A 25,277-nucleotide genomic window follows, 5' to 3' on the forward strand; every position below is an offset into this window, starting at 1 on the left:
CTTTCAGTCCGGGAGCAGGCGCGCCAGCCGCGCGCCCAGTCCCTGCGCGTGCGGTGGGCGCAGCATGCTCTCGTGGTTGCCGGGGACGACCTCCAGCCGCAGCACCGCGCACCGCTCGGCCCAGGCCTGCTCCATGAACCCCGGCATTCGCGGGAGCCGCTCGGCGGCGCGGAAGAACTGCACCTCGCCGTCCCAGCGCGGCGCCGTGTAGCGGAGCATCGCCTCCAGGTTGGCCTTCCACACCGCGAACCACCGCCGGCCCTGGTCGACGGTGGAGAAGGCCTGCACGCCCGCGCGCGCCGCCTCGTCCATGATGTGCTGGAGCCGGGCGTCAGGCGTCATCGCGCGCAGCCGCTCCGCCGGCACCTCCACCCAGATGCCCGCCAGGTAGGCCAGCGCCTCGGCGTCGTCCTCGAAGGGCTCGGGGAAGGCCCCCGGGCCCGGCGCGTCGAGCAGCGCGCACAGCGGCACCGCGTGGCCCTCGGCGCTCAGCCTGCGCGCCATCTCGAAGATGATGCTGCCGCCGAAGGACGCGCCGACAAGCAGGTAGGGCCCTTCCGGCCGCACCGTCCGGAGCGCCTCCAGGTAGTGCGCCGCCATCTCCTCCACCGTGGTGTGGCACGGCCCGCCGTCCAGCCCCGCCGCCTGGAACCCATATGCCGGCCGCGACGGACCGATGCTCCGCGCCAGCTCGCGGTAGAAGAGGGACTCCCCTCCGGCCGCGTGCACGAAGAAGAGCGGCGTCCCCCGAGTGCCCTCCTGGAGCCGGACGAGACACGAGGGGCCCGTCCTCTCCACGGGTGCGGCCTCCCCCGCTCCGCCGAGCCGCCGGGACAACGTGGCCACCGTGGGCGCCTCCAGCACATCCTTCAGCGCCAGGCGCACGCCGAACCGGTCCGAAATCCACGCGGTCAGCCGCAGCGCCAGCAGCGAGTCGCCCCCCTGCGCGAAGAAGTCGTCGTGGATGCCGACCTCTTCGATGCGGAACAGTTCCTGGAAGAAGCCTGCCAGCGCCCGCTCCGTTTCGTTGCGTGGTGGCGCCGCCGGGCCCGCGCGCCGCGACACGTGGCGGGGCACGGGCGGTGGAGGCGGCTCGATGCGAGCGGTGCCGCGGGTCGTGGAGTCGACGGGCTCGAGCCAGTACCGCTCCCGGTCGAAGCTGTACGTCGGCAGCACCACCCGGCGGCGGCGCTCCCCGGCGCGGAAGCCCTCCCAGTCGATGGGCACTCCGGCCTGCCAGGCCTCGCCCAGTGCGTGCAGGGGGCTCACCTTCCGTTCGGAGCCGCCCGGCAGCGAGGCAATCACCGGCTGCGACGTCCGCGCCGGATGCTGCCGCGCGAGCGACGAGAGGATGCTGCCCGCCCCCACCTCGATGAGCGCCCTGTCTCCGGAGGACAGCAGGCAGTCCAGGGCGTCGGAGAAGCGAACCGTTTCGCGCAGGTGGCGCACCCAGTACTCGGGGTCGGTCGCCTCGCGCGCTTCCAACCAGCGTCCGGTGACGCTCGACACCACGGGCAGCGTCGGAGGCCGCGGAGTCACGCGCCGTACCACCCGCGCGAAGTCCGCGAGGAAGGGGTCCATCATCGACGAGTGCATGGCCCGCGAATAGCGCACCCGCCGGAACTCCACGCCGCGCGCCGTGAGTGCCTGCTCGAAGAACTCGACGGCGCCGGGCGGCCCGGCGACGACACACGTCGCGGGCCCGTTGATGGCGGAGACGGACAGCTCCGGCCCCAGCAGTGGCGCCACCTCCGCCACCGGCGCCAGCACGGACACCATGGCCCCCGGAGGCAGGCCCTCCGTCAGCCGGCTCCTCGCCGCGACGAGTTCCAGCGCCTCCTCCAGCGTGAAGACGCCCGCCACGCAGGCGGCTACGTACTCACCCAGCGAGTGCCCCAGCATCGCCTCCGGCTGAACGCCCCAGGAGCGCCACAGCTCGGCCAGGGCCCAGTCGCAGGCGAAGAGCGCGGGCTGCGTCCACAGCGGGCGGGCCAGCTCCCGGCTCGCGGCGTCGAAGCGCTCGGGCGCGGCGAACGTCACCTCGCGCAGGTCGGCGCCGAGCGGCCCCCGCAGCAGCTCGGCGCACCGGTCGATGGCCGCGCGGTAGACGGGCTCGCGCAGCAGCTCCGCGCCCATGTTGACGTGCTGCGAGCCACCGCCGGGGAAGAGGAAGGCCACCCCGCGCCGCTCGGCCGCGTCGAGCACGGTGCGCACACGCCCCGACTCGCTTCCTGCCAGCAGCGCCGCCGCGTCCTCCCCCCGGCCGCGGGTGACGAAGCGCCGCCAGGGAAAACGCGCGCGCCCCACCTGGAGCGTATGGGCCACGTCCGCGAGCGGCTCGCGGCCCGAGCGCAGGTGCTCGGCCAGCTCCGCCGTCATCCGCTCCAGCGCGGCCTCGGACTTCGCCGACAGCAGGAGCAGCTCCTCGTCGCGCCGGGGTTCGTCGCCTGGGACGGGCGGGGCCTCCTGCAGCACGGCATGCGCGTTGGTGCCGCCGATGCCGAAGGCGCTGACGCCCGCGCGGCGCGGCGCCGGCCCGTGCCAGGGGGTGGGCCGCGCCACCACGTACAGCGGACTGCCCTCCAGCCCCAGCAGCGGATTGGGCGAGGTGAAGTGCACGGTGGGGGGCAGGAGGCGGTGCTCCAGCGCCAGTACCGTCTTGATGAGGCCGGCCACGCCCGCCGCCGCGTCGAGGTGCCCGACGTTGGACTTCACCGCCCCCAGGCCGATGCTGCCGGGCGCGGCGCCGCGAAACACCTCCTGGAGCGCGGCCACCTCCACGGGGTCTCCCAGCGGCGTGGCGGTGCCATGGGCCTCGACGTAGGAGATGTCCCCCGGAGCCACGCCGGCCATGGACAGCGCGTCGTTGAGGGCGGCGACCTGGCCGTCCACGGAGGGCGCGCTGAAGCCCGACTTTCCGCCGCCGTCGTTGTTGATGGCGGTGCCGAGGATGACGGCGCGGATGGGGTCCCGGTCCGCGAGCGCGTCTGCGAGCCGCTTGAGGACGACGACGCCCACGCCGTTGCCCGTCACCGTGCCCGCTCCTCGCGCGTCGAACGGGCGGCAGTGGCCGTCCGGCGAGAGGATGGAGCCCTCCTGGAAGCGATGGGCCGAAATTTGCGGCACGCGCACGGAGGCGCCACCGGCGAGCGCCAGGTCACACTCGCCGGCCAGGAGCGCCTGCACCGCCAGGTGGACCGCCACCAGTGACGAGGAGCAGGCCGTCTGTACGGTGAGGGCCGGACCGGTGAGGTCCAGCTCATAGGACACGCGCGTCGCGACGAAGTCGATGCCCGTGGCGAAGAGGCTGTCGCCCAGGCGGGCCGCATCCTGCCCTGCCCGAGGCAGCAGGCTCGACAGGAAGTAGGTGCTGAACGAGGACGCCGCGTAGACGCCCGCGCGCAGTGGCGAGCCCCGGGGCGGATGTCCCGCCGACTCCAGGGCGGACCAGGCGCACTCGAGGAACAGGCGGTGCTGCGGGTCCATCTGCTCCGCCTCGCCCGGGGAGAAGCCGAAGAAGGCGGCGTCGAACAGCTCAGCGCCCTCGAGCACGCCCGCCGCCGCCACCCACTCCGGCGCCGTGGGCATCCCCGCCTTCGCGCGCTGCGCGGTATCCAGGAGGGTGATGGACTCCACGCCCGAGGCCAGGTTGGCCCAGAAGCGGCGCTCCTCCGATGCACCGGGGAAGCGCAGGCCCAGGCCCACGACGGCGATGGCCATGGAGTCGTTCGAGTCGTCCATGCGCGCATGGTGCCACGACAGCCTCTGCGGGCTGATACACCCGGAGTGCGACAATCCGGTGCGTCACAGCAACCCTCGATGAGAGGGGCGCGACTCAAGAAGCGGAGCGCCCGCCGATGGCCGGGAAGCGCGCGTAGGCCCGGAGGAGCGCATCCAGATGGGCGGGGTTGTCGAGGTCGAGCGGCGCCTCCGTCAGCGGTACCACCCACCCGCCCGTCGCGGTGCGCCGTGAGCGCGAGAGCAGCTCCGCGTCACGCACCGGGTCCGGGAAACCAATGGCCTTCGCGGTAGCGGCCGACCAGTAGTTCAGCCAGCCCAGCCGATGCGGAATCTCCGGCAAACGGATGTCCCACGCGAGCTTGAGCGCCGGCAGCCCGCGGGGTGGCGGCCGTGGATTGGCCGCCTGGTTCTTCGTCTGACGGGCGATCTCCAGCTCCGCGCTGGACGGCGTCGCATACCCCCAGAACGCACGGGCGCCCTCCGCGACCCCCTCCAGCACATCCACTGCCACCGCGATGCTGGCGACGTCCAGCGGCAGTGCTGCATGGATTTCGAACTGTGGCTGCCTCCCCGAAGAGTCGCCTGCGGGTCTCTCGCATCCAGAAATCGTCACGAGGGCGCTCTCGTCGTCGTTGCACAGGAGCCCAAATCCCGGCCCGTCGGACCGCCCCTGGGCAATCCACGCATCGCGCCTCGGCAATGGGATGAGTTTTCCCTCGGGGGAGATGAACCACCCCAATCGCAGTCCGGGGACCGCACGCTCCATCCCATGAACAACGGCCAATGAGCGGACATCGCCCCCCACGAGAGCAGGCGCGAAGACGGTGATGCCCAGTTCATTCTCTTGCGAGGCCGGCATCTCAGCACCAGTCCATGAAGACGATTGCGCCATCGAAAGTAGGCTCCCTGCGCAACAACGCGGCTTCGTGCGAGGAACCCCGGCGCGCGTGACGCACCGCCGGGAGCTGAAGCGGACCGCTCTTGGGTCCTCGGCGAGAGTCTGGCAGGACGCATGGTACCCGCTCGCCGTGACGTCCGTAGAGCGGTGGTAGAGAGCATGGCGCCAGCCAGGGCTCCGCACCCTCCGCAGTTCCAGAAGGGATTGGAGTTTGGTGATTGCTGGTCGCCGTCTACGGCTCCGCCCCCTCCGCGCCTCCCGCGTTCCCCCTGGAGCGGAGGGCCTCCCACAGCCGTGCGTGGTTGAGCAGGATGTCCTTGATGCCGGCGCGGATGGCTTCGGACTTCAACGCCTGGGTGCTCATCAACGTGTGCGCATCGAGGGCACCCATGATGGCGTTCATGATTTCACCTTGAAGGTCCGGCGAGTTCGCGAACTGCTCCTTCGTGTTGTTCGCGGCCTGCTGGACCAGCGTGGTGGACTCCAGCAGCTTCCCCATCAGGACGTCATTCACGTAGACGAGCTTGTCCTGGTCCGAGAGCTCGCCCTCGAACAGGGTGTTCACCTTCTCGATGATTTCATTGAGCCGGGCGCGCTCCTTCTCCTGCACGCTGCCGCCACCTGACTCGGTGACGGGGTAGAGCAACGGCTTCTCACCCGCTTCGAGCTGCATCGACGCCTTGCCGCGCGCCTTCAGCGTGTGGTGCGTGAGCTTCACCTTGGAGAGGTCAATGGCCTCACGCTCGCGTCCGAATTCGAGGAGCGGCAGGAGGCGCTTGTAGAAGATGGCGCGCTTCTCGATGGCGGTGCTGCCGTAGTCGAAGATCTGGGAGAGGAACGTGTAGAGGCGCAGGTACGCGCCCATGTCCGACTTGAAGAGGACCAGGGCGTCCAGCTCGGCCTTCGCGTCCTTGCTGGCCTTGTCGTCGGACTTCTCGTTGGCCGCCTTGTACGCCGACTGCGCGGCCTTGAAGCGCTTCGTCAGCCGGTCCACCACCGGCTCGATGGCCTTCACGAGGTCGCTCTGCCTCGACTGGGGGTCGAGCTCCGCGGCGACCACGCGCTCGACCTCGAAGTCGTCGTAGTGGCCGGCTGCGTCGAGCTTCGCGCGCAGGTCGAACACCCGGTTCGGGTCGGTCGTGGCCGACAGCTCCGCCGTCGTGTAGTACGTCTTGAAGGCCGCGAGAACCTCGGCGGGCTCGTTGACGAAGTCGACGACGTACGTCGTGTCCTTGCCCGGGTGCGCGCGGTTGAGCCGCGAGAGCGTCTGCACCGCCTGGATGCCCGCCAGCCGCTTGTCCACGTACATGCCGCAGAGCAGCGGCTGGTCGAAGCCCGTCTGGAACTTGTTCGCGACGAGCAGCACCTGGTACTCGCCGCCCTTGAACGCCTCGCGGATGTCGCGCCCCTTCAGGTGCGGGTTCAGCGACTTGCTGTGCTCCGTGAAGGGGTCCGGGCCGGACTCGGTGTCGATGACCTCGCCGGAGAACGCCACCAGCGTGCCCAGCTTGTAGCCCTTCTCCTGGATGTACTTCTCCATGGCGAGCTGCCAGCGCACGGCCTCGAGCCGGCTGGCCACGACGACCATCGCCTTGGCCTTGCCGTCAAGCAGCGGGGCGACGTACTCGCGGTAGTGCTCCACCACGACCTGCACCTTCTGGGCGATGTTGTAGGGGTGGAGCCTCACCCAGCCCATGATCTTCTTCAGCGCGGCATCTCTCTCGACCTCCTTCTCGTCGAGCTGCCGGCCCTCGTGCGCGAGCTTGAAGGCGAGGCTGTACGGCGTGTAGTTCTTCAGCACGTCGAGGATGAACTTCTCCTCGATGGCTTGGCGCATGGAGTAGACGTGGAACGGCACGGGGATGTTGTCGTCCGCGGGCTTGCGCGACGGGTCCGGCCGGGTGCCGAACAGCTCCATCGTCTTGCCCTTCGGCGTGGCGGTGAAGGCGACGAAGGTGATGCGCGAGTCCTCGGCGCGTGACGCCATCTGCGCCGCCAGGATGTCCTCGCTGCTCACCTCTCCGCCGTCGGCGAGCGCGGCCAGTTCCTCCGGGGAGAGGACGGCCTTGAGCTTGGACGCGGCCTCGCCGGACTGCGAGCTGTGGGCCTCGTCGGCGATGACCACAAAGCGCTTGCCCTGCGTCGCGGCCAGCTTGCGCACTTCTTCGAGGGCGAAGGGGAAGGTCTGGATGGTGCAGACGACGATCTTCTTCTTGCCCGAGAGCGCCTCGGCGAGCTTGCCGCTCTTGCTGCCATCCTTGTTGGTGATGGTCGCCACCACGCCGGTGGTGCGCTCGAAGTCGAAGATGGCCTCTTGAAGCTGGGTGTCGATGACGTTGCGGTCGGAGACGACCAGCACGGTGTCGAACACCTTCTTGTGCTGCGCGTCGTGCAGCTCGGCGAGGAAGTGCGCCGTCCAGGCGATGGAGTTCGTCTTCCCCGAGCCGGCCGAGTGCTGGACGAGGTACTTCGTGCCGGGCCCGTCCTCGAGCACGGCGGCCTGGAGCTTCCGGGTGACGTCGAGCTGGTGGTAGCGCGGAAAGATGACGCGGGTGAGGGTCTTCTTCTTGTCGCGCTGGGCGATGAGGTAGCGCCCCAGGATTTCGAGCCAGCTCTCGCGCGCCCAGACCTGCTCCCACAGGTACGCGGTGCGGTGGCCGTTGAGGTTCACCGGGTTGCCGGCGCCGCCGTCGTTGCCCTGGTTGAAGGGGAGGAACTCAGTGGCCGGGCCTTCGAGCCAGGTGACCATGTGGACTTCGCTGTTGCTCACCGCGAAGTGGACCAGCGCGCCGCTCGGGAAGGAGAGCAGCGGCTCGGGGGACTGGCCCTTGGGGTGCGGGAGGCGGTCGAAGCGGTACTGGTCGATGGCGTCCTTGATGTCCTGGGTGAAGTCGGTCTTCAGCTCGACGGTCGCCACCGGCACTCCGTTGAGGAAGAGCACCAGGTCGAAGCTCTTCTCCTTCGTGTTGACGGAGTAGTGCACCTGCCGCACCACGCGCAGCCGGTTGGCCGCGTAGCGCGCGAGGATCTCGGGGTTGATGGCGAGCGCGGGCTTGAACTCGGCCAGCTTGAGCGGCTGCTTGAGGCCCAGCAACTCGATGCCGTGGCGCAGGACATCGAGCGTGCCGCGCTGGTCGAGTTGGTCCCGCAGACGGTTGAGCAGCGTCTCCTGAGCCTTGCTGCCGTGGTTCTTCGTCAGCGTCTCCCATGCCTTGGGCTGTGTGGCCTGCACCCAGGCCAGCACGTCTGGAAGGAAGAGCGCGCGTGCGGAGTCGTAGGCAGCGGCGTCGCCCTCGGCGTAGAGCCAGCCGTGGGCCGCGAGGTGCTCGCAGATCTCGGTCTCGAAGCTGATTTCCTTGTGGAGGCTCACGCGGCGGACCTGTGGGCCGCGCCTCGGACATCGACTTGTCCGGTCACGGCGGCGGAGATGAGCGCGGTCCGGCGCTCTTGGAGAAGATCAATGGCGTGCTGCGCTGCCGCAACAAGCTCGTCGAAGTTCCTCGTGGCTGTGTCCAAGGCTGTTGCGATAGCCACTTGCTCTTCAATTGGGGGGGTCGGAATACGGGCACGCTTCAAGTCAAAGATGTTTATGCCACGTACCGCAGCACCGAGGCTGCCACTTGCAAGTTCCTCCCGCACTGCTGGCGCCAACAGCGCCCACCGTGCCCAGCCTGCGTGGAAGCCGCTTGAGATAGCAATTCGCGCAACGTCCTGCGTAATGTTGGCTCCTTCCAATGCGGCCGGGACGGGCTCACAGTCCCCGATGGACCCACGAATCGAGTACACAAGATCCCCGGCTCGGAGCCGTGCCCGAGCGTAGGGCGCCTCAATCTCCGCCGTTGTCCTGGCCATCGACTCCAGGTTCATCCGAGACGGCTTGACGTTTCCACCCTTCAGAATCGGAATGCCGCTCCCCACGTCCGGGCCTGGCAGCACAATGCCGTACATGATTGGGCGCTCGGGATCGGTCAGCCACATGAGCGGTACTACCTCCCAATGCGCCGGCACCTCACCCAGCCACTCGACACCCGAGGGCTTCATGGGCACGTTGGGATTCACTCCCTTAGTGACGGCGTGGGAGATGACGGCTTGGCGTTTCTCCTTCAATAAATCGATCAGTCGCTGTTGCTCGGCCACCAACTCGTCGATTTTGGCGGTCTCGCGGTCGAGGAATCCGGCGATGGTCATTTGCTCGGAATTGGGCGGAATAGGAACCTTGATCACGCCAAGGTCGCCCTTCGTAATGTGCACCATTCCGATAATCCCGTGAGCTTGCTCCTCCACGTGAGCCGTGACCGCACGCAGGATCCAGTAGAGAGCCAGACGATCGACCTTCTTCGCAACCACCCTGAATATGTGCTGATTTAGAGCGAAGACTCCGTCGCGATCCCAACGAAACGGACCGAACGAAGTACCTCGATTGCCAGACCAGCCGAAGAGAAGATCGCCTCGCCGCACAATGTAACGGTCCTCGACCTCTCCAGCATAAAAGTTGAAATCATCACCTCCATTGAGGTTCTGAATGCGAATAATTGGAGTTCCAGACTCTGCCCAATCGGTGGGCTTGAAGGCGTCACCGTTTACGAAGTCCGCGAGGCGCTTCAGGGGAACTGTTTCCCAGTGCGCGGGCACCTCGCCAAGCCACTCCACGCCGCTGTCCTTGTACTTCGGGTAGCGCGGAAAGCTCATTGCGAGAGCCCCCCAATCATCGTGAGGATGCGGTCGGTGACACCCTTCAGCTCCGCGTCGATCTCCGTGAGTGACCGCGGTGGCTTGAAGACGTAGAAGTGCCGGCTAAAGGGAATCTCGTAGCCCACTTTCGTCTTCTCGTCGTCGATCCAGGCGTCCGGCGCATGGGGCAGCACTTCACGTTGGAAGTACGTCTCCACGTCCTCGGAGAGCGGGACATTCTCCGTGTCGCGCAGGTCCGCATCCGCCACGGGCTTGCCCTTGCCCTTGCCCTTCGTGCCCAGCACCGGCCGGCCCTTGTCGTCACGCTCCGGGCGCTCGACCGTGATGGTGCGATAGCCGAAGTCTTCATTCTTGAAGATGCGGCTGATGGGCACACCCTCCCGCGTCACCTCCTCGCAGGTGCCGAAGATCTTTGTGATGTCTTCGATGTGCGCGGGACTCAACTCCTTGCGCTTGCTGCCGAGGCTCTTCCGCATCTTCTGGAAGAAGCTGCTCGCATCAATGAGCTGCACCATGCCCTTGCGGTGCCCGGGCTTCCGGTTGCTTACAATCCAGACATAGGTGCTGATGCCCGTGTTGTAGAACATGTCCGTGGGCAGGCCGATGATGGCCTCCACCAGATCGTTCTCCAGCATGTAGCGGCGAATTTCACTCTCGCCCGAGCCCGCCCCGCCGGTGAAGAGCGGCGAGCCATTGAGGACGATGCCGAAGCGGCTCCCACCGTCCTTCAATGGGCGCATCTTCGAGACCAGGTGCATCAGGAAGAGCAACGAGCCATCACTCACGCGCGGCAGGCCGGGACCGAAACGTCCGTTGAAGCCGAGTTGCTCAGCCTCCTTGCGGACCTCCTTCTCGATCTTCTTCCACTCCACGCCGAACGGCGGGTTGGAGAGCATGTAGTCGAAGTGCTTGCCGTGCAGCCCGTCCGCCGAGAGCGTGTTGCCGAAGATGATGTTGGCGATGTCCTGCCCCTTGATGAGCATATCCGCCTTGCAGATGGCGTAGGACTCGGGGTTCAGCTCCTGTCCGTACATAACGAGGCGGGCCTTGGGGTTCAGTCCATGCAGGTGCTCATCGGCCACGCTCAACATGCCGCCGGTGCCGGCCGTCGGGTCGTAGAGGGAGCGCACGACGCCGGGCTTCGCGAGCGCGTCGTCGTCCTCGATGAAGATGAGGTTGACCATGAGCCGGATGACTTCGCGGGGCGTGAAGTGCTCTCCGGCGGTCTCGTTCGAGAGTTCAGCGAACTTGCGGATGAGCTCCTCGAAGACGAGCCCCATCTGCGCGTTGCTCACGACCTTGGGGTGCAGGTCGATGTTCGCGAACTTCTCGGTGACCAGGTACAGCAGCCCGGCCTTCTCGAGCCTGTCGACCTGCGTGTGGAACTCGAAGCGCTCGAAGATGTCGCGCACCGCGGGGGAGAAGTCCTCCACGTAGGTGCGGAGGTTCTCTCCGATGTTGTCCTGGTCGCCCATGATCTGCTTCAGGTCGAGCGGCGACGTGTTGAAGAAGTGCTGGCCGGACTTCTTGAGCAGGAAGGGCTCGGGGTTGAGCCCCGCCCTCTCGCGCAGTTTCTTCTCCGCGAGGACGGCGGGCTTCGTCGCTTCGAGCACGCAGTCGAGGCGGCGCAGCACCGTGAACGGGAGGATGACCTTGCCGTATTCAGACTGCTTGTAGTCGCCGCGCAGCAGGTCCGCGACGGACCAGATGAAGCTGGAGAGGTTGGGTTCACTCATGGTTACGTTTGCTGGGAGCCCTCGAGGCGCACCGTGAGGGGGCGAAGCATGGAGTGCCGCGCCGCCGCCCGGGTGCTACCCGGGCATACTAGCGCAGCGTTCGGTGGGGGGGTGTCCATCGTTGCGTCGCGCGCACTGCCAGTGTCCGTCCTGCCGGACATCCAGAATCGTCGCGCACAGCGGCGATGCCCTCCTCCGAGCCGTTCAGCGCCTGTCCCCTACGCGCTCCTGCGGGCCTACGCGCGCTTCCCAGCCATCGGCGGGCGCTCCGTCCCTTGAGCCACGCCAGTCACCCGTCACCTCCCTCAAGCTTCATCGCCGCCCGAGGCGGTTACTCCGGGTCGAGGGCCCAGGTGCCCTCCGCCCAGCGCTTCAGCGCCTGCCCCGCCTTGAAGGGGACGAATCCCTCCCCCCTGGCCGCCTCCTCCAGGACGGCTCTGGCTTCCTTCGTCCCGTAACGAAGCAGGTAGGCAGCAGCCATGACGCGCACATCCATACGCGGGTGATTGAATAACGCTGTCAACGCCTCGCGTCCCGCATCGCCATGCGCACGGAGTGTGCCGAAAGCGGAGATATACATTCTTGCGTGTCTGTTTCCGGCTCGGGCCTCGCCTCGCCAGACTGCGTCGGTCTGGGCGGCCACGTTTTCCGCAAACTGCTTTACAAGTTCCTCCAGACGCATCGCCAGATACCTTTTCGGACATCTTCAACGGTCAGCGGGTCAACTGCGCGTCCAGCGCACCCATGATGGCGTTCGTGAGTTCGCCCTGACGATCGGGTGAGTTCGGTTCGCGAACTGCGCCCCTTCTCCGGACGCGTCGTGGGGTTGAAGGGAAACGGGTCTATTCCAAGGACACCACGATCATCACTCTGGCTTGTATGTCCCATTTCTCCACTCCTCAAGCGTCATCGCTGCACTGAGCCCGACCATGCTCAGGGGAGGCGTTGCCAGTTCGGCAAGCACACGCGCTCCCTCCTCGGGGGCGAACTTCAGAGCGGCCGAGGCGGCCCAGAACCGCGTTCCTGGTTCTGGGTCGTCAAGCAGTTTCGTGATGCCTTCGCTGGCCTCGGCACCACGTGTTCTCAACTCAGCCTCGATGGCGGTAGCTCGGTCGTACTCTTTGTTTGCAGCCAGTGTCTTGCGCGCATCCAGCAAGCGCCCATGATTCGCGGAGGCTTCCCTGTACCTGCCAACCAGGGCATCCGTGGTGAGCGTCTTCCAATCATCTACCTTCATGAGTTGGCACCAAACTGACTGAGAACCCGCAGCCCTGAATCCCCCTGCCCTCCGAAGTTCCAGCTGGGAGTGGAACTGCTACGAATCCGGATCGAGGGCCCAGGTCCCCTCCTCCCACCCCCTCAGCGTCTGTTGGGCTTCAAAGGCGATGAGTCCTTCTCCCTTTGCGACTTCCTCCAAAACGGCCTTGGCTTCAGCAGTGCGATATCGGAGCAAGAACGCAGCGGCTGTTGTCCGCACATCCACATTGGGATGCTTGAGAAGAACGCATAGCGCTTCTCTTCCTTTGTCGCCGCGAGCGCGAAGTTCCTGGAACGCTGCGATGTATCGGTCTCCGTGCGTGTCTTCGGGATCTACCCCCACCTGGAAAATCGCCTCTGTCTGCGCCGCGACATTCTCGGCGAATTCTCTGACAAGCTCTTCCAGTGTCATCGCCAGACGCCCTTGCCATGGAGGAGATTTTCTAAGAATCCGGGTCGAGGGCCCAGGTGCCCTCGTCCCACCCTTTGAGTGTATATTGACACTCGAAAGCAACCATCCCTTTTCCCCGCGCGGCCTCCTCCAGCACGGCCCTGGCTTCTGCGGTCCGGTAGCGAAGCAAGTATGCGGCAGCCGTCGTTCTCACATCCACGCTGGGGTGTTTCAAAAGAACAGCGAGCGCTTCTCGTCCTTCATCGCCGTGGGCGCGCAGCCTCTCGAATGCGGCAATGTATCGATCAACGTGCTTGTTACCGACCCTGGCATCCCCACGGAAGATGGCCTCGGTCTGTGCAGTCACGTTCGTTGCGAACTCCTCCACAAGTTGGTCGAGCGTCATTGCCACATCCCGTTCCTGATGTTCTCAATAGCCTGAAGTCCGAGATCGCGCTGAGTCTGATCTGGCTGTTACTCCGGATCGAGGGCCCAGGTCCCCTCCTCCCACCCCCTCAGCGTCTGTTGGGCTCCAAAGGCGATGAGTCCTTCTCCCTTTGCGGCTTCCTCCAAAACGGCCTTGGCTTCAGCAGTGCGATATCGGAGCAAGAACGCAGCGGCTGTTGTCCGCACATCCACCTTTGGATGCTTGAGAAGAACGCATAGCGCTTCTCTACCTTTGTCGCCGCGAGCGCGAAGTTCCTGGAACGCTGCGATGTATCGGTCTCCGTGCGTGTCTTCGGGATCTGCCCCCACCTGGAAGATCGCCTCTGTCTGCGCCGCGACATTCTCGGCGAATTCTCTGACAAGTTCTTCCAATGTCATCGCCAGACGCCTTTTCTGATGTTTTCAATGGCGAGCAAGCCGAAATCCCGTTGCGCCGCATAGGATTGCGTACCCAGCCACTCTCGTATGGTAAGGTTGGGTGAGCGGGTGAGGAGCGGGAACTTCCGTGAGTAGAACGCGCTGACAACCTCGTGGAGTGCCTTATCCAGGGCAATGACGTTCTCTGTATTGTGAATGGCCTCGGGTCCAAACCGGCGAACGTTGCCCTCCGTCTGCTCGACAATGTGGTGCCATTGCTTGCCCTTGCCCGCACTGCCCCTGCCCTTGTAGAGGCCGCCGTGCGTCTGCCACTCCCGGTATCCCGCCGATGCGCCTCCGCCTCCACGCGTGCCACTGGATGACATGGCCACAGCGCCCGGCGCGAGGCCGATGACAAACCCGTCCGCAGCCACGGCAACCGTCTCGACCTGGGCCACCGCGGCGTACGCCACCCCCGCCTGTGCCTCGGCCCTCACCGCGGCCTGAGCCGCCCCGGGAAGCCCCGGCAGCTTCGCGCCCAGCGTCGCCCCCGTGCTTCCGATGGCCGCCGTCGCCAGCATCACGAACGCGCGCGCCGCGTTCCTGCCCATCACCTTCCCGAAGCGCTCTCCCGCGTCGCGCAAATCATCGAAGGTGACGGCTCGGTCGGCCTCCTCCATCAACTGACGGAAGCCCTGGATGAGCCCCCAGAAGGTGTCCACCCCCACATAGGCAATGAGTGCCGCCGTCAAAACCGCCGCCACGCCCTTGGTTGCCGGCTCGGGTACGGTCCAAAGCAGCGCATAGGTGCCCGCTGTCCACAGAGCCGCCTGCACCAGGGCTTCCGGGTTGGCCATGTCCTTCACGGCCTCCCACAGCTCATCCAGCACCGCTCCCTTCGCCAGCGCCAGGGCGAGCGTGAAGCGTGCGTCCCCGATGACGACGGGGCCCTCGCTCAGCAGCCCCAGGCAGTCACCCCTGCGCCCGGTCCGCTCACACCAGCGCAGGTAGGCGCGCGTCAGCTCGACCTCGGACCGGGGAAGCTCGACGGCAAGCGCCTCTCCAGGCCCCAATGGGGTGAGCCGCCGGCTCCCCACGTCGAAGAGATACGCGCCACTCCGTGAGTCCACCTCGAACAGGCGCTGGGCGGCCTCCTGGGGGCGCTGTGACGGCCGAAGGCTCCGAGCCCACCGTGCCACGGCCTCCTTCACTTCGTCCTCATCGAGCGCTATCGGCTCGGTGCCCCCTTCCGCGCGGGGAACATGGACGACGGGCGAGCCACGGCCCGTATCGAGCCGAACGCCCCTGGTGGCTCCGCTGCACCCCACCAGCGCCCACACCAGGCAAGGCACCAGCCATGGCAGCCGCATTCAAAGCTCCAGTCCCACACTCCCGGCGAATCCTACGCACGCCCGTCGCACCCGCGAGCACGGCACCCCGGCGGGCGTGAAGCACCGCCGGGGGCATGAAACGGACTACTCCACCCAGTGGACCTGGCCCAGGCCGGCGGGGATGAGGTCACACACGTAGAAGATGTCGTCGTAGGGGTAGTTGTCGTAGACGCCCCGCGCCGGGATGCAGCGCGCCGAGTTGGGATACGGAGCGTTCAGGTCCGCGGCGAGAGCCTGGCAGGAGGCATGGTCCGTCTCCCCGCCACACTCCTCCGTGCAGCTATCGGCGCGAATCCAATACGGGTTGTAGAGGGGATACGAGTCCGACTCGGTCCAGCACAGCCCGGACGCACACTCCGAATCCGCGCTGCAGCCGCTGCCCGTCGCGTTGAGACCCTGCTTCTGCTCCGTGGTCTCCGGCGCCTGCTCGGGAGTCGTGCCGCCACAGGCCACCGTTCCCATCAGCGTGAGCGAGAACACCGAGACAGTCACTGCGAGGAAGTTCCGCATGGATGAGGTCCTTTCCAGGAGAGGGGGAAGACCTGAAACAAGCATTCCGCGCGAGCTTCGCCAAGCAGAGTTATTGCGACTTCGTGGTAGAAGTAACGGTCGCATTTCTCTCTCCCCGGAGTCTTCCCATGACGGTGTTCTCTCGAAACGGGCTCGCGCTTCTCCTCTTCTTCGTGTCCTCGTCGGCAATGGCGTCGGACCAGTGGGTGCAGGGGCGCGTGGTGCTCCACGCCTGTGTCTACGCCAGCTCCTACGAGGCGGAGCTGAATCTGGCCTACCAGAACTACACCCTTCCCTGGGGCACCTCCGTGTATCTCATCCACGGCTGGGGCGGACTCGACAGCTTCGTCCCGTTCGACTGGGACAACACGCAGACGCTCCCCGTCTCCGCGTCGGCGCCCTGGACGTGGAGCATCACGGTGAGGAGCATCATCTCCAACCGGACTTCGCCGAAGTGGTACGAGCACTTCGACTACGTCTGGAAGGTGGTCCTCCCCAACGGCAACACGTTCTACGAGAAGGGCAACGGCTCCACCTTCGGCTACTACGCCGCGAACCTCTCGGACGTCGCCCAGCGCCCGTGCACGTCGGACGGCAACTTCGTCGGCCCCATGTACCCGCTCACCGTCACGTCCGTGGAGAAGTGGTAGGGACTTTGCGTCGCCAGCCGCGCCCTCCGCTCCTCCCGCGGTCTTCAGGGGTGGAGGGCCGTCTACACTCCCTGCCTTCGGGGAAAGGTGATGACGAACGCGGTGGACGCGCCGGGAACCGTCTCCACGCCGATTTCACCCAGGTGTGACTGGATGATGTCGTAGCAGATGGACAACCCCAGGCCGGTGCCGTCGCCCGCGGGCTTGGTCGTGAAGAACGGGTCGAAGATGCGACCGACGACGTCCGGCGGAATGCCCAAGCCGTTGTCCTGGATGCGCACCTCCACGGAGTGCCCCAGGTTCTTCGTGCGGATGTTCAGCCTGGGCACGAAGCCCGGCACCCCGCGGCGCAGCTTCTCGCGCGTGGCGTAGCACGCGTTGTCGATGACGTTCAGGAAGACCCGGCTCACGTCCGACGCGGACAGGCGCACCAGCCCGACTGTCGAGTCGTAGGCCGTCTCGAGCTCCAGGTGGAACTCCGGCTCCTTGCCGCGCACCGCGTGGTACGCGAGGTTGACGCTCTCGGCCAGCAGGGCGTTGAGGTCCGTCTCCGTCTGCGTGCTGCTGCCGCTGCGGGAGTGCAACAACATCCCGTTGATGATCTTGTCGGCCCGCCGGCCGTGCTCGTGAATCTTGGCCGCGTTCTGCTTGAGGGTGGTGAGCAGCTCCTGGACCGGGCGGCCAGTTGTCACCGCGGCTTCCTGGAGCTCCTCCTCGAGGTCGATGGCCGCCGACACGGACAGCTTCGCGAAGTTGTTGATGAAGTTGAGCGGGTTCTTGAGCTCGTGCGCGATGCCCGCGGTGAGCGCGCCCAGGGACGCGAGCTTCTCCTGGGTGACGAGCTGGCGCTGCGTCTCCTTGAGGCGCTTGAGCGTCTGCACCATCTCGTCGTTGCGCTCGCGCAGCTCCCGCGTCCGCTCCTTCACGCGGTTGTCGAGCGTGTCGTAGAGACGCGCGTTCTCGATGGAGATGGCGGCCTGCGCGGAGAGCAGCTCCAGCACCCGGCACCGCTCCGGGGTGAAGGCCTCCGCCGCCAGATTGTTCTCCAGGTAGAGGACGCCCACGAGCTTCTTCTGCCGGAGGATGGGCATGCCCAGCACGGACACGGGCCGCGCGTGCATGATGTACGGGTCCGCCTGGAACTGCACCGCCTCCGCCGCGTTGCCCAGAACCACCCGCGCGGCGGTGCGCTCGACGTAGCGGACCACCGCGGTGGAGAGGTCGTCACGGTCGTCCACCGGCGTGGTGTGGATGTGCACCTGTCCCCCGCTGCTCGGCGCTTCGACCAGGAGGGGCGAGTCCCCGAACAGGATGAGGAAGCCGCGCTGCGCTCCGGCGCTCTCGATGAGGATGCGCATCAGGGTGCGCACCAGCTCGTCGAGCACCAGCTCGCCGGAGATGGCCTGCGAGGCATTCATGATGGCCATCAGGTCCAGCGACGCGCTGGTGGGGCCTCCCGCGGAGGGGAACTCCGTCCCATCCCGCGGCAGCAGCTCCTTGAACTCCGCGTCGAGCTTCGCGACCTTCGCGTCCGCGCCCCAGCGCACGTAGGCGTAGCGCGCGTCGAGCAGGTAGGCGCGGGCGAGCTTGCGCCGGCCCCGCGCGAGGTAGAAGCGCGCCGCCAGCTCGTTGCCCATGGCCTGGATGTTCGTGAAGTCATGGCGCGTCGCGGACTCGATGGCCTGGTCATACAGCTCCATCGCCTCCTGCTCCCGGCCACAGATGCGGGCGTCCTCCGCGCGCACCAGCAGCCAGCGGTGCTCGAAGTTCTCCGGACAGCTCGCCGCCCATTGCTCCAGGCGCTTGAGCTGCGCGTCGATGAGGCCCCGGTAGCGCGCCTGCTCCTCGGGGGTGGCGGACGCCCACAGGGCCGCCGCCGCGAGCGGGAGGATGAAGCTGAAATCCGTCTGCCGCATGTTGCACACGAGCATCGGGACGAACGGCTCCGTCCTGGCGCCCAGCGCGAGCGCCTGCGCGGGGTCTCCGAGGACGTAGGCAGCCTGCACCTCGAGGAGCAGGAGCGTCGCCACATTCATCGGATAGTGGGCGAGCTTCTTCTCCAGCGCGGCGGCATCCAGCTCCTGGTCGTCCGGCGCGACGCCGCTCGACAGCAGGGCGAAGGCGCGCTCGAAGCACCGGAAGGTGGTGCTGATGTCCTTCTGATTGAGCCGCTGCTGGAGGTCGGCGAACCGGTTCGCGCGTTCTCGGAGCCCGTGCAGCTCCGCCCCCCCGAGGAAGCCCTGGTCGGTGGCATGCAGCATCGCCAGGCCCGCGTAGAGGATGGCTCCCGACTCCATGCCGCCGGTGTAGGCCCGCTCCAGGTGCGGCTTGCCCTCGCGCAGGTGCTTGCGCCAGGGGTTGATGTAGCCGCCGAAGAAGTTCGACACCGTCGCGCGCGTGCTCGCTTCGTCGAACCGCTCCGCCAGGACGAGGCCCACGCGGCCCAGCTCGTACGCCGTCGCCTGGTCGCCGGTCATCCCTCCGTGCAGCATCCCGTAGGTGGCGTAGCCGATGGAGGAGCCGGCCGCGTTGCCGTGCTCCAGGGAGAGCCGGACGACGATGGCCGCGAGCAGGCCATACAACGCGAGGTTGTCTCCCGCGAACATGGTGGCCCGCGACACGAGCAGGATGCGTGCCCGGTGCTCCGGGTCCTTCGCCTCCTCGAAGTCCTGCAGGCTGCTCACGGGACGGCCCGCGAGCTTCGTCTGGAGCAGTCCGCCCACCACCCCCAGCTCCGCGGCGAAGGCCGCCTCGTAGCCCGAGGTGGGAATCTCGATGCCGGCGGCGAGCAACGCCTCGCGCCCGGCCTGGGCCGCGGCGGCGAAGGCCCCCCGGCTGATGAGCAGCGCCGCCCGCAGGCTGTGGAGCTCGCTCTTCTGGAGCTGGGAGCGCGCATGGGCCAGGAGGCGCTCGAAGTCCGCCTCGGCGGCGTCGAACTGGCCCAGCAGGTAGAAGCACTCCGCCCGCTGGCGGTGGAGGGAGTGCACGAGCTCGCGCTCCCGCTCCCAGCCATCCCCCGGCAGCAGCCCGATGCCGGCCTCCAGGTACCGGAGCCCGGAGGCATACGCCGCCGAGGCCCGGGCGCGCGTCCCCGCGAGCAGGCCGAGTTGCGCCACCTGGAGTCGCTCCTCGCGCGTCTCGAGCAGCTCCGCGGCCACCAGCAGGTGGTCCACGATTTCGAAGACGCGCTTGTCGAGCTCCTCCTTCGGGGTGTCCTCCATCAGGAGCCGCCCGACGCGCAGGTGCACGGCCTTCCTCGCCGCGGGGTCGATGAGCGAGTACGCCGCTTCCTGCACCCGGTCGTGCAGGAACGAGTAGACGGCCGCGCGTCCGGTAGCGGGGCCGTGCGCGTCGTCGCGCAGCGGAGCCACGTACTTGTACGCGTCACCGATGGGCACCAGGAGCCCTTCCTCCAGCGCCGGCCACAGCGCCGCGGCCACCACCTGCGCCGACAGCCGGCTCACCGTGGCGAGCGTGTCCAGCGCGAAGGTGCTGCCGATGCAGGCGGCCAGCTCCACCACCCGCTGCGAGGGCTCGGCCAGCGCGCGAATCTTCTCGGCCATCAGCACCGCGACGTTGTCGGTGATGCCCTCCTCGCGGATGCGCTCCAGGCTCCAGCGCCAGCGCCCCGCCTCCGACTCGAAGGTCACCAGCTCGCGCGCGTGGAGCGAGGTGAGGAACTGGTTCACGAAGAACGGGTTGCCCTCCGTCTTGTTGAAGACCAACGCCGCGAGCTCGTCCACCTGCGACTCGCCCTCGCCCCCGAGCGTGTCGACGATGAGCTGCCGCACGTGCTCCAGCCCGAGCGGCTTGAGCGCGATTTCCCCTCCCACGCTTCCGCTCTTGCGCAGCCCGTCGAGCACCACCATCAGCGGGTGGGACTCGAAGACCTCGTTGTCGCGGTAGGCGCCGATGAAGAACAGGTTGCGGCTGCCCGTGTCGTGCAGCAGCCGGGACAGCAGACTGAGTGACGCCGAGTCGGCCCACTGCAGGTCATCCAGGAAGAGCGCCAGCGGGTGCTCCTCGCGGGCGAAGACGCGGACGAACTGCTGGAAGACGATGTTGAAGCGGTTCTCCGCCTCGGATGGCCCCAGGTCCGGCACGGGAGGCTGCGGCCCCACAATGAGGGCGACTTCGGGAACGACGTCCGTCACCACGCGCCCGTTGGGCCCGAGCGCCTCGCGGATGCGCTCCCTCCACCGGTCGACCGTGCGCGCGTCCTCCCCGAGAATCTGCCGGATGAGCTCCCGGAAGGCCTGGATGAACGCGCCGTAGGGCTCGTTGCGGTGTTTGTCGAACTTGCCGGAGCTGTAGTAGCCGCGGCGCGCGACGATGGGCTTGTGGATTTCGCTGACCAGCGCCGACTTGCCGACGCCGGAGTAGCCGCTCACCAGCACGATGGTGGCGGCACCGTGGCTGGCGCGCTCGAAGGCCCCGATGAGCACCGCCTTCTCGGCGTCGCGGCCGTAGAGCTTCTCGGGGATGCGGAACGTCGCCGAGACGTCGTGCCGGCCGGGCACGAAGCCGTCGAGGGAGTCCTCCACCCGCAGCCGGTCCGCGCACTCCTTCAGGTCCTCCGTCAGCCCATAGGCGCTCTGGTACCGGTCCTCCGCGCGCTTGGCCAGGAGCTTGAGGACGATGTCCGACAGCGCGGGGGGCACCTGCGGGCGGAGCACGTGCGGCGGCGTGGGCTCGACGGCGATGTGCCCGTGCACGAGCGACACGGGGTCGGTGGCCTCGAAGGGAGGCCGCCCCGTCAGCAACTGGTAGAGGGTGACGCCCAGGGAGTAGAGGTCCGAGCGGTAGTCGACCGCGCGGTTCATCCGCCCCGTCTGCTCGGGCGAGATGTAGGCCAGGTGGCCTTCGAGGCGGTGGATGCTCCGCAGGACCTGCGTTTCGCGGTCCAGCCGGGAGGCGAAGTCGAAGTGGGTGAGCTTCGCTTCTCCCGTCCGCCGGTTGTACAGGATGTGTGCGGGCTGGACGCTCTTGTGGATGACGCGGGTGCGGTGCAGCTCTCCGAGCGTCCGTGAGATTTGGGTGACGATGCCAATCGCCTCCAGGGGCTCCATCGGCCCCTCGGCGAGGAGGCTGCTGAGCGGTGAGCCGCCAGAGTCCTCCAGCACGAGCACGTAGCGGCCACCCTCCCGGGTCAGCCCCAGCGACTTGACGACACCCGGGAGCTGGAGCCCGCTCGTCAGCTCATTGCCGTAGCCGAGCCGGGCGAGCTCCTCGGGACTGGGGTACTCCCTGGTGAAGTGGCGCAGGAGCACCGACTGTCCGTCGCTCCTCCGCGCGCGCACGAGCACCGTGCCGCTGTCCTCGGCCAGCACCTCCGCCACCGTGAAACCCGGGATGACATGCATTGCGGTCGCCTGCTTTCGCTCTTTCGCCCACCCGTCGCGAGCGCCCGGGATGCTACCCGCAGCTCAGGCCGGATCCCACTCGACAGGCAGGTGCTTGAGCCATCGGAGGACGAGGTTGGTCGTGAAGGTCAGCTCCGGAGCCGGTGGGAGGCGGAGGTTCGGCAGCCGGGCGAGCAGCGTCTCGATGGCGATGCGAATCTCCAGCCTCGCGAGCGAGGCGCCCATGCAGAAGTGCGGGCCGCGGCCGAACGAGAGGTGCTGGCTCGCGTTGCTCCGGTGGATGTCGAAGGTGTCCGGCCGCTCGAACTGTTTCTCGTCCCGGTTGGCCGAGCCGAAGAGCAGAATCACCCGGGCCCCCTTGGGGATGCGCACGCCCCCCAGCTCCACGTCCGTCGCCGCGGTGCGGAACATCGCCGGGTTCGAGGTGTCGTAGCGCAGTCCCTCCTCGACGGCCTGGGGGAGCAGCCCGGGCTCCCGCAGGCAGGCCTGGAGCTGCTCCGGGTGGCGCAGCAGGTGCAGCAGCGTGTTGCAGATGGCGCCCGTGACAGTCTCGTGGCCGGCGAAGAACAGCTGCATGGCCGTGCTGATGATTTCCTGCTCGCTGGCCTGGGCCTCGCCCTCCGCTCCCGCGGTGAGCAGCGCGCTCAGGGCGTCGTCCCGGGGCTCCTTCCGGCGCTGCGCCATGAGCGCGGCGACGTAGTGGTAGAGCGCGGCGGCGCCCTGGGCGCAGAGCAACTGCTGCTCCAGCGGCAGCCCCGGCGTGTTGAGCGTGAGCCACGCGTCGGACCAGCGCTTGATTTGATGGCGGTCCTCGTGCGGCGCACCACACAGCTCGACGATGATGCTCAGCGGCAGCTCGAAGGCGAAGCGCGCCATGACGTCGGCGCGGCCCTCCCGCGCGAAGCCATCCACGAGGGAGTTCGCGACCTCGCGGATGTGTGGCTCCAGCTTCGCCATGCGCTGGGGCGCGAACATCCGGCCGACCAGGGCCCGCAGCCGGGTGTGGGACGGAGGGTCGTTGTTCACGAGCCCGGGCGCCTCGTTCGGGATGGGCAGCAGCGCCTTCACCTCGGGCGGCAGCTCGACCAGGGCGACCTTGTTGGAGAACCGCTCCGTGTCCTTCGCGGCCTCGCTGCAGTCCTCGTACCGGCTCACGACCCAGGCATGGAACATCGGGCTGAAGAAGACCGGCGCCTCACTGCGAGCCTTCGCATAGGTGGGATAGGGATTCTCGAGCTGGGACGGAAGGAAGGGATTGAACTCGACCGCGCTCGCTTCGGAGGGATCATGAGCCATCGGAGACCTGGGGCAGGCGTGAAGGCACGGTGAGGCGCCGTCGAGCATACCCACCTGGAACAACGACTGCCACGTGAGCGACCAGGCGACTGCCGCGTTCCAACCCGCCAGGACGGACCTGCTGGCGTTGCGTTCACGACCCCACGCGGACGACAATGCGCGCCGCGCCAGAAGAGGCCAGCGGTGCTGCGCCCATGCGCCAGGGGAGCCCTCATGAACATCCTGTCGTTTGACGGTGCCGCCAGCACGTCCCTCCAGATCCGCATGCTGAAGTACCTGGAGGAGGAAGTGCCCGGGTTCCTGGAGCGGGCGGAGCTGTTCGCGGGAGCCTCGGACGGGACGCTGCTGGGGGTCTACCTCGCCTCGCGGCTGCATGGCCCCAACCGCATGAAGCCCCTGGCCGCGATTGACGACGCCATCGAGTTCAGCAACGAGATGGCCGCCTCGCTGCATGCCTCGCTGTGGGGCACCCTCATGGCCACCATCGGCATCCAGCCCCTGCTCTCCCCGGGCCTGTTCTCCACCAAGACCCAATTCCAGAAGCTCGTGGAGCAGCGCTTCGGCAACGAGACGCTCGGCGACCTGACGAACAGCGGTGTGAAGGTGGTGATCGCCAGCTTCAACATGACGGAGAAGCGCCCGCAGATCTTCCAGAACTTCGGGCCCGGGGCCGACGCTCCGAACAGCCTGCTCTCCGCGCTCGCGCTGGCCAGCTCCGCCATGCCCCTGATGCTTCCGCTCCCGGGCTTCATCGACCCGAAGCGTCCGGACGAGCGCAACTACTACCTCGATGGCTCTCTGGCCACGAACAACCCCACCATGTCCGCCGTCGCGGCCGCGGTGAATGCGCTCTGCACGAACCACGGCGGCCCCCGGCTCCGGCGCCACATGGGGGGGCACCCCATCGAAAACATGGTCGTGGCGTCGCTCGGCTCGACGGTGGCCCGGCGGGAGTCGAAGCGGGGCGGCCCGCTGAATGGGGGCGTGGAGAAGGTCCACATCCCCCGCCCGACGGCCATGCTCATCCTGAAGGCGCTCTCCAAGCTGGTGCCTCGGGGCAAGTACGTGAAGAGCCTGGACTGGGGCTGGCTCCAGTGGCTGCTCAACTACGAGTTCAACCTCATCGACCTGGGGCTCTACGCCTGGTTCCAGAACGCGATGGACACCGTCGCCATCCAGTGCGGCGACCTGCTCCACCCGGACCAGTACTGCCGCTACGCGCCGGGCATCGACCAGCTGCACCTCCTGCTCCAGCTGCTCTTTGGCGACACCCAGGACCTGCTCGACACGATGGACAAGGAAGCCTTGCGGCTCCGTGAAGGCCCCGGCTTCCGCCGCCTCGTCGATTGGGCCCGGAAGGAGTGGATGCAGGCCCCCCTCGTGGGCGCGCAGCCCGACCTCCGCATCGCCGCGGAGGGCTGAAGCAGCACGATGAGCGACGCGCCGGCCACCACCGTCGTGCCGTGTCACGTTCCCCGCTCCGCGCTCGAGCGCATCGTGAGGGCCGCCATCCAGGCGCCCAGCACGGAGAACTGCCAGCCCTGGAGCTTCTCCTGGGATGGCACCGTCCTCTCGGTGCGCCACGACGCGGAGCGCTCGCGGCACGTGCTGAATCGCAACGAGCACGCCACGTACGTGACGCTCGGCTGTGTCCTCGAGTCCATCGCCATCGCGGCCACCGCCGAGGGACTCCTGGCCTGGCCGACGCTGTCACTGGAGGACGGGCCGGGCACCGTCTGGGCCACGCTGGGCTTCAGCGCGAGCGCTCGGGAGGTGCACCCGCTGGCCCCGGTGCTGCCCACGCGTGGGACGGACCGGCGGCTCTTCCAGGGCGGCACCCCCACCCACCCCGTGTTCGACGTGCTCCGGAGCGACGCAGGGGACTTCCCGGGGAGCGGCCTGCATGTCGCCGCCCGTTTCTCCAAGGAGCTGCTCGGCTACCTCTCCGAGGCCGAATCCTACGTGTGGCGTCACGAGGACTCGCTTCGCGATGTGATGCGCTGGATGCGGCTGACCCGTGAAGAACTGGAGCGCACGCGGGACGGCATGCCCTGGAACACCTTTGGCTTCGATATCCCGGATTCCCGGTTGCTGAGCCTGTCGCGCTCACCGTTGCTGGGCGGGGAGTTTGCCGGCCGTGCCCTGGGCGTGGTCGCGAAGCGCTGGCTCACCCTGCAGCTGCGCTCCTCGGCCGCGCTCGTGTGCCTGACGGCGCGCTCCACCCGCCGGGAGGACCTGGTCGCCGCGGGCGGACTGGGCCTCCGGGCGTGGCTGCGCCTCAATCAGGCCGGGTTCGGAGTCCAGCCGCTCACGAGCCCGGCCCTGCTGGCCTACAACGCCGTGACGGACAGCCTGCCCCCGACGGCCCGTCCCGAGTACGTCGCGCTGCTGCGACGGGGACCGGAGCTCATCGCGCGCGGGTTCGGCGCCCCACGCGCGGAGCTTCCCGTGTGGATGCTCCGCACGGGGCGCTCCCCACCGCTCCCACCCCACCAGCGCGCACCGCGCCGCGCGCTTCACGACGTCCTGTCCGTGAGTGGGGGCTGAC

The 25,277-nt window shown here is 67.6% G+C and carries 17 protein-coding genes; 3 read left to right on the forward strand and 14 right to left on the reverse strand.

All coding sequences use genetic code 11. The features are described 5' to 3' along the window. Nucleotides 1-3: 3 nt before the first annotated feature. The 12 genes from ACX9TP_RS28400 to ACX9TP_RS28455 form a co-directional block, all read right to left on the reverse strand. The gene (locus ACX9TP_RS28400; protein ID WP_482973764.1) at nucleotides 4-3,741 is read right to left on the reverse strand and encodes a type I polyketide synthase; all 3,738 of its coding nucleotides are present in this window, start codon (nucleotides 3,739-3,741) and stop codon (nucleotides 4-6) included. Nucleotides 3,742-3,835: 94 nt separating this feature from the next. Beyond that, entirely contained in the window at nucleotides 3,836-4,633 is a 798-nt protein-coding gene (locus ACX9TP_RS28405) for a DUF5953 family protein (RefSeq protein ID WP_482973765.1), read from the reverse strand. 238 nt (nucleotides 4,634-4,871) lie between these two features. Then, on the reverse strand, nucleotides 4,872-8,009 hold the full coding sequence (locus tag ACX9TP_RS28410) for a type I restriction endonuclease subunit R (RefSeq protein ID WP_482973766.1): 3,138 nt from the start codon (nucleotides 8,007-8,009) through the stop codon (nucleotides 4,872-4,874). Beyond that, complete coding sequence (locus tag ACX9TP_RS28415; protein WP_482973767.1) at nucleotides 8,006-9,328, reverse strand: restriction endonuclease subunit S; 1,323 nt, start codon at nucleotides 9,326-9,328, stop codon at nucleotides 8,006-8,008. The genes ACX9TP_RS28410 and ACX9TP_RS28415 overlap by 4 nt, the downstream gene beginning before the upstream one ends. Then, on the reverse strand, nucleotides 9,325-11,067 hold the full coding sequence (locus ACX9TP_RS28420; protein ID WP_482973768.1) for a type I restriction-modification system subunit M: 1,743 nt from the start codon (nucleotides 11,065-11,067) through the stop codon (nucleotides 9,325-9,327). Before ACX9TP_RS28420 ends, ACX9TP_RS28415 begins: the two co-directional genes overlap by 4 nt. 331 nt (nucleotides 11,068-11,398) lie before the next feature. Next, on the reverse strand, nucleotides 11,399-11,749 hold the full coding sequence (locus ACX9TP_RS28425) for a DUF2019 domain-containing protein (RefSeq protein ID WP_482973769.1): 351 nt from the start codon (nucleotides 11,747-11,749) through the stop codon (nucleotides 11,399-11,401). Nucleotides 11,750-11,932: 183 nt separating this feature from the next. Then, complete coding sequence (locus ACX9TP_RS28430) at nucleotides 11,933-12,304, reverse strand: DUF2019 domain-containing protein (RefSeq protein ID WP_482973770.1); 372 nt, start codon at nucleotides 12,302-12,304, stop codon at nucleotides 11,933-11,935. 78 nt (nucleotides 12,305-12,382) lie between these two features. Next, nucleotides 12,383-12,736, reverse strand: a complete 354-nt coding sequence (locus ACX9TP_RS28435) for a DUF2019 domain-containing protein (protein ID WP_482973771.1) — start codon at nucleotides 12,734-12,736, stop codon at nucleotides 12,383-12,385. Nucleotides 12,737-12,767: 31 nt separating this feature from the next. Beyond that, the gene (locus ACX9TP_RS28440; protein WP_482973772.1) at nucleotides 12,768-13,121 is read right to left on the reverse strand and encodes a DUF2019 domain-containing protein; all 354 of its coding nucleotides are present in this window, start codon (nucleotides 13,119-13,121) and stop codon (nucleotides 12,768-12,770) included. 68 nt (nucleotides 13,122-13,189) lie between these two features. After that, a complete protein-coding gene (locus ACX9TP_RS28445; protein WP_482973773.1) occupies nucleotides 13,190-13,540 on the reverse strand; it encodes a DUF2019 domain-containing protein in 351 nt (116 codons plus the stop codon). Then, nucleotides 13,537-14,889, reverse strand: a complete 1,353-nt coding sequence (gene sitA5, locus ACX9TP_RS28450; RefSeq protein WP_482973774.1) for a SitA5 family polymorphic toxin — start codon at nucleotides 14,887-14,889, stop codon at nucleotides 13,537-13,539. Before sitA5 ends, ACX9TP_RS28445 begins: the two co-directional genes overlap by 4 nt. Before the next feature lie 105 nt (nucleotides 14,890-14,994). Continuing rightward, entirely contained in the window at nucleotides 14,995-15,420 is a 426-nt protein-coding gene (locus ACX9TP_RS28455; RefSeq protein ID WP_482973775.1) for a hypothetical protein, read from the reverse strand. Between the two features lie 128 nt (nucleotides 15,421-15,548). Between ACX9TP_RS28455 and ACX9TP_RS28460 the strand changes: the two genes are divergently transcribed. Beyond that, a complete protein-coding gene (locus ACX9TP_RS28460; protein WP_482973776.1) occupies nucleotides 15,549-16,070 on the forward strand; it encodes a hypothetical protein in 522 nt (173 codons plus the stop codon). Between the two features lie 62 nt (nucleotides 16,071-16,132). Here ACX9TP_RS28460 and ACX9TP_RS28465 read toward each other — a convergent pair whose 3' ends face one another. Together ACX9TP_RS28465 and ACX9TP_RS28470 are read right to left on the reverse strand one after the other, a co-directional pair. Then, nucleotides 16,133-21,433 carry a trifunctional serine/threonine-protein kinase/ATP-binding protein/sensor histidine kinase gene (locus ACX9TP_RS28465; RefSeq protein WP_482973777.1) on the reverse strand — a complete coding sequence of 1,767 codons (5,301 nt, stop codon included), beginning with the start codon at nucleotides 21,431-21,433 and terminating at the stop codon, nucleotides 16,133-16,135. 63 nt (nucleotides 21,434-21,496) lie between these two features. Further along, complete coding sequence (locus tag ACX9TP_RS28470) at nucleotides 21,497-22,729, reverse strand: cytochrome P450 (RefSeq protein ID WP_482973778.1); 1,233 nt, start codon at nucleotides 22,727-22,729, stop codon at nucleotides 21,497-21,499. A gap of 213 nt (nucleotides 22,730-22,942) precedes the next feature. On the opposite strand from ACX9TP_RS28470, the gene ACX9TP_RS28475 reads away from it, so the two are divergent. Then, a complete protein-coding gene (locus tag ACX9TP_RS28475) occupies nucleotides 22,943-24,151 on the forward strand; it encodes a patatin-like phospholipase family protein (protein ID WP_482973779.1) in 1,209 nt (402 codons plus the stop codon). Between the two features lie 9 nt (nucleotides 24,152-24,160). Further along, nucleotides 24,161-25,276, forward strand: a complete 1,116-nt coding sequence (locus ACX9TP_RS28480; protein WP_482973780.1) for a nitroreductase family protein — start codon at nucleotides 24,161-24,163, stop codon at nucleotides 25,274-25,276. Nucleotide 25,277 lies beyond the last annotated feature (1 nt).

It is taken from the genome of Pyxidicoccus sp. M15, assembly GCF_056858435.1.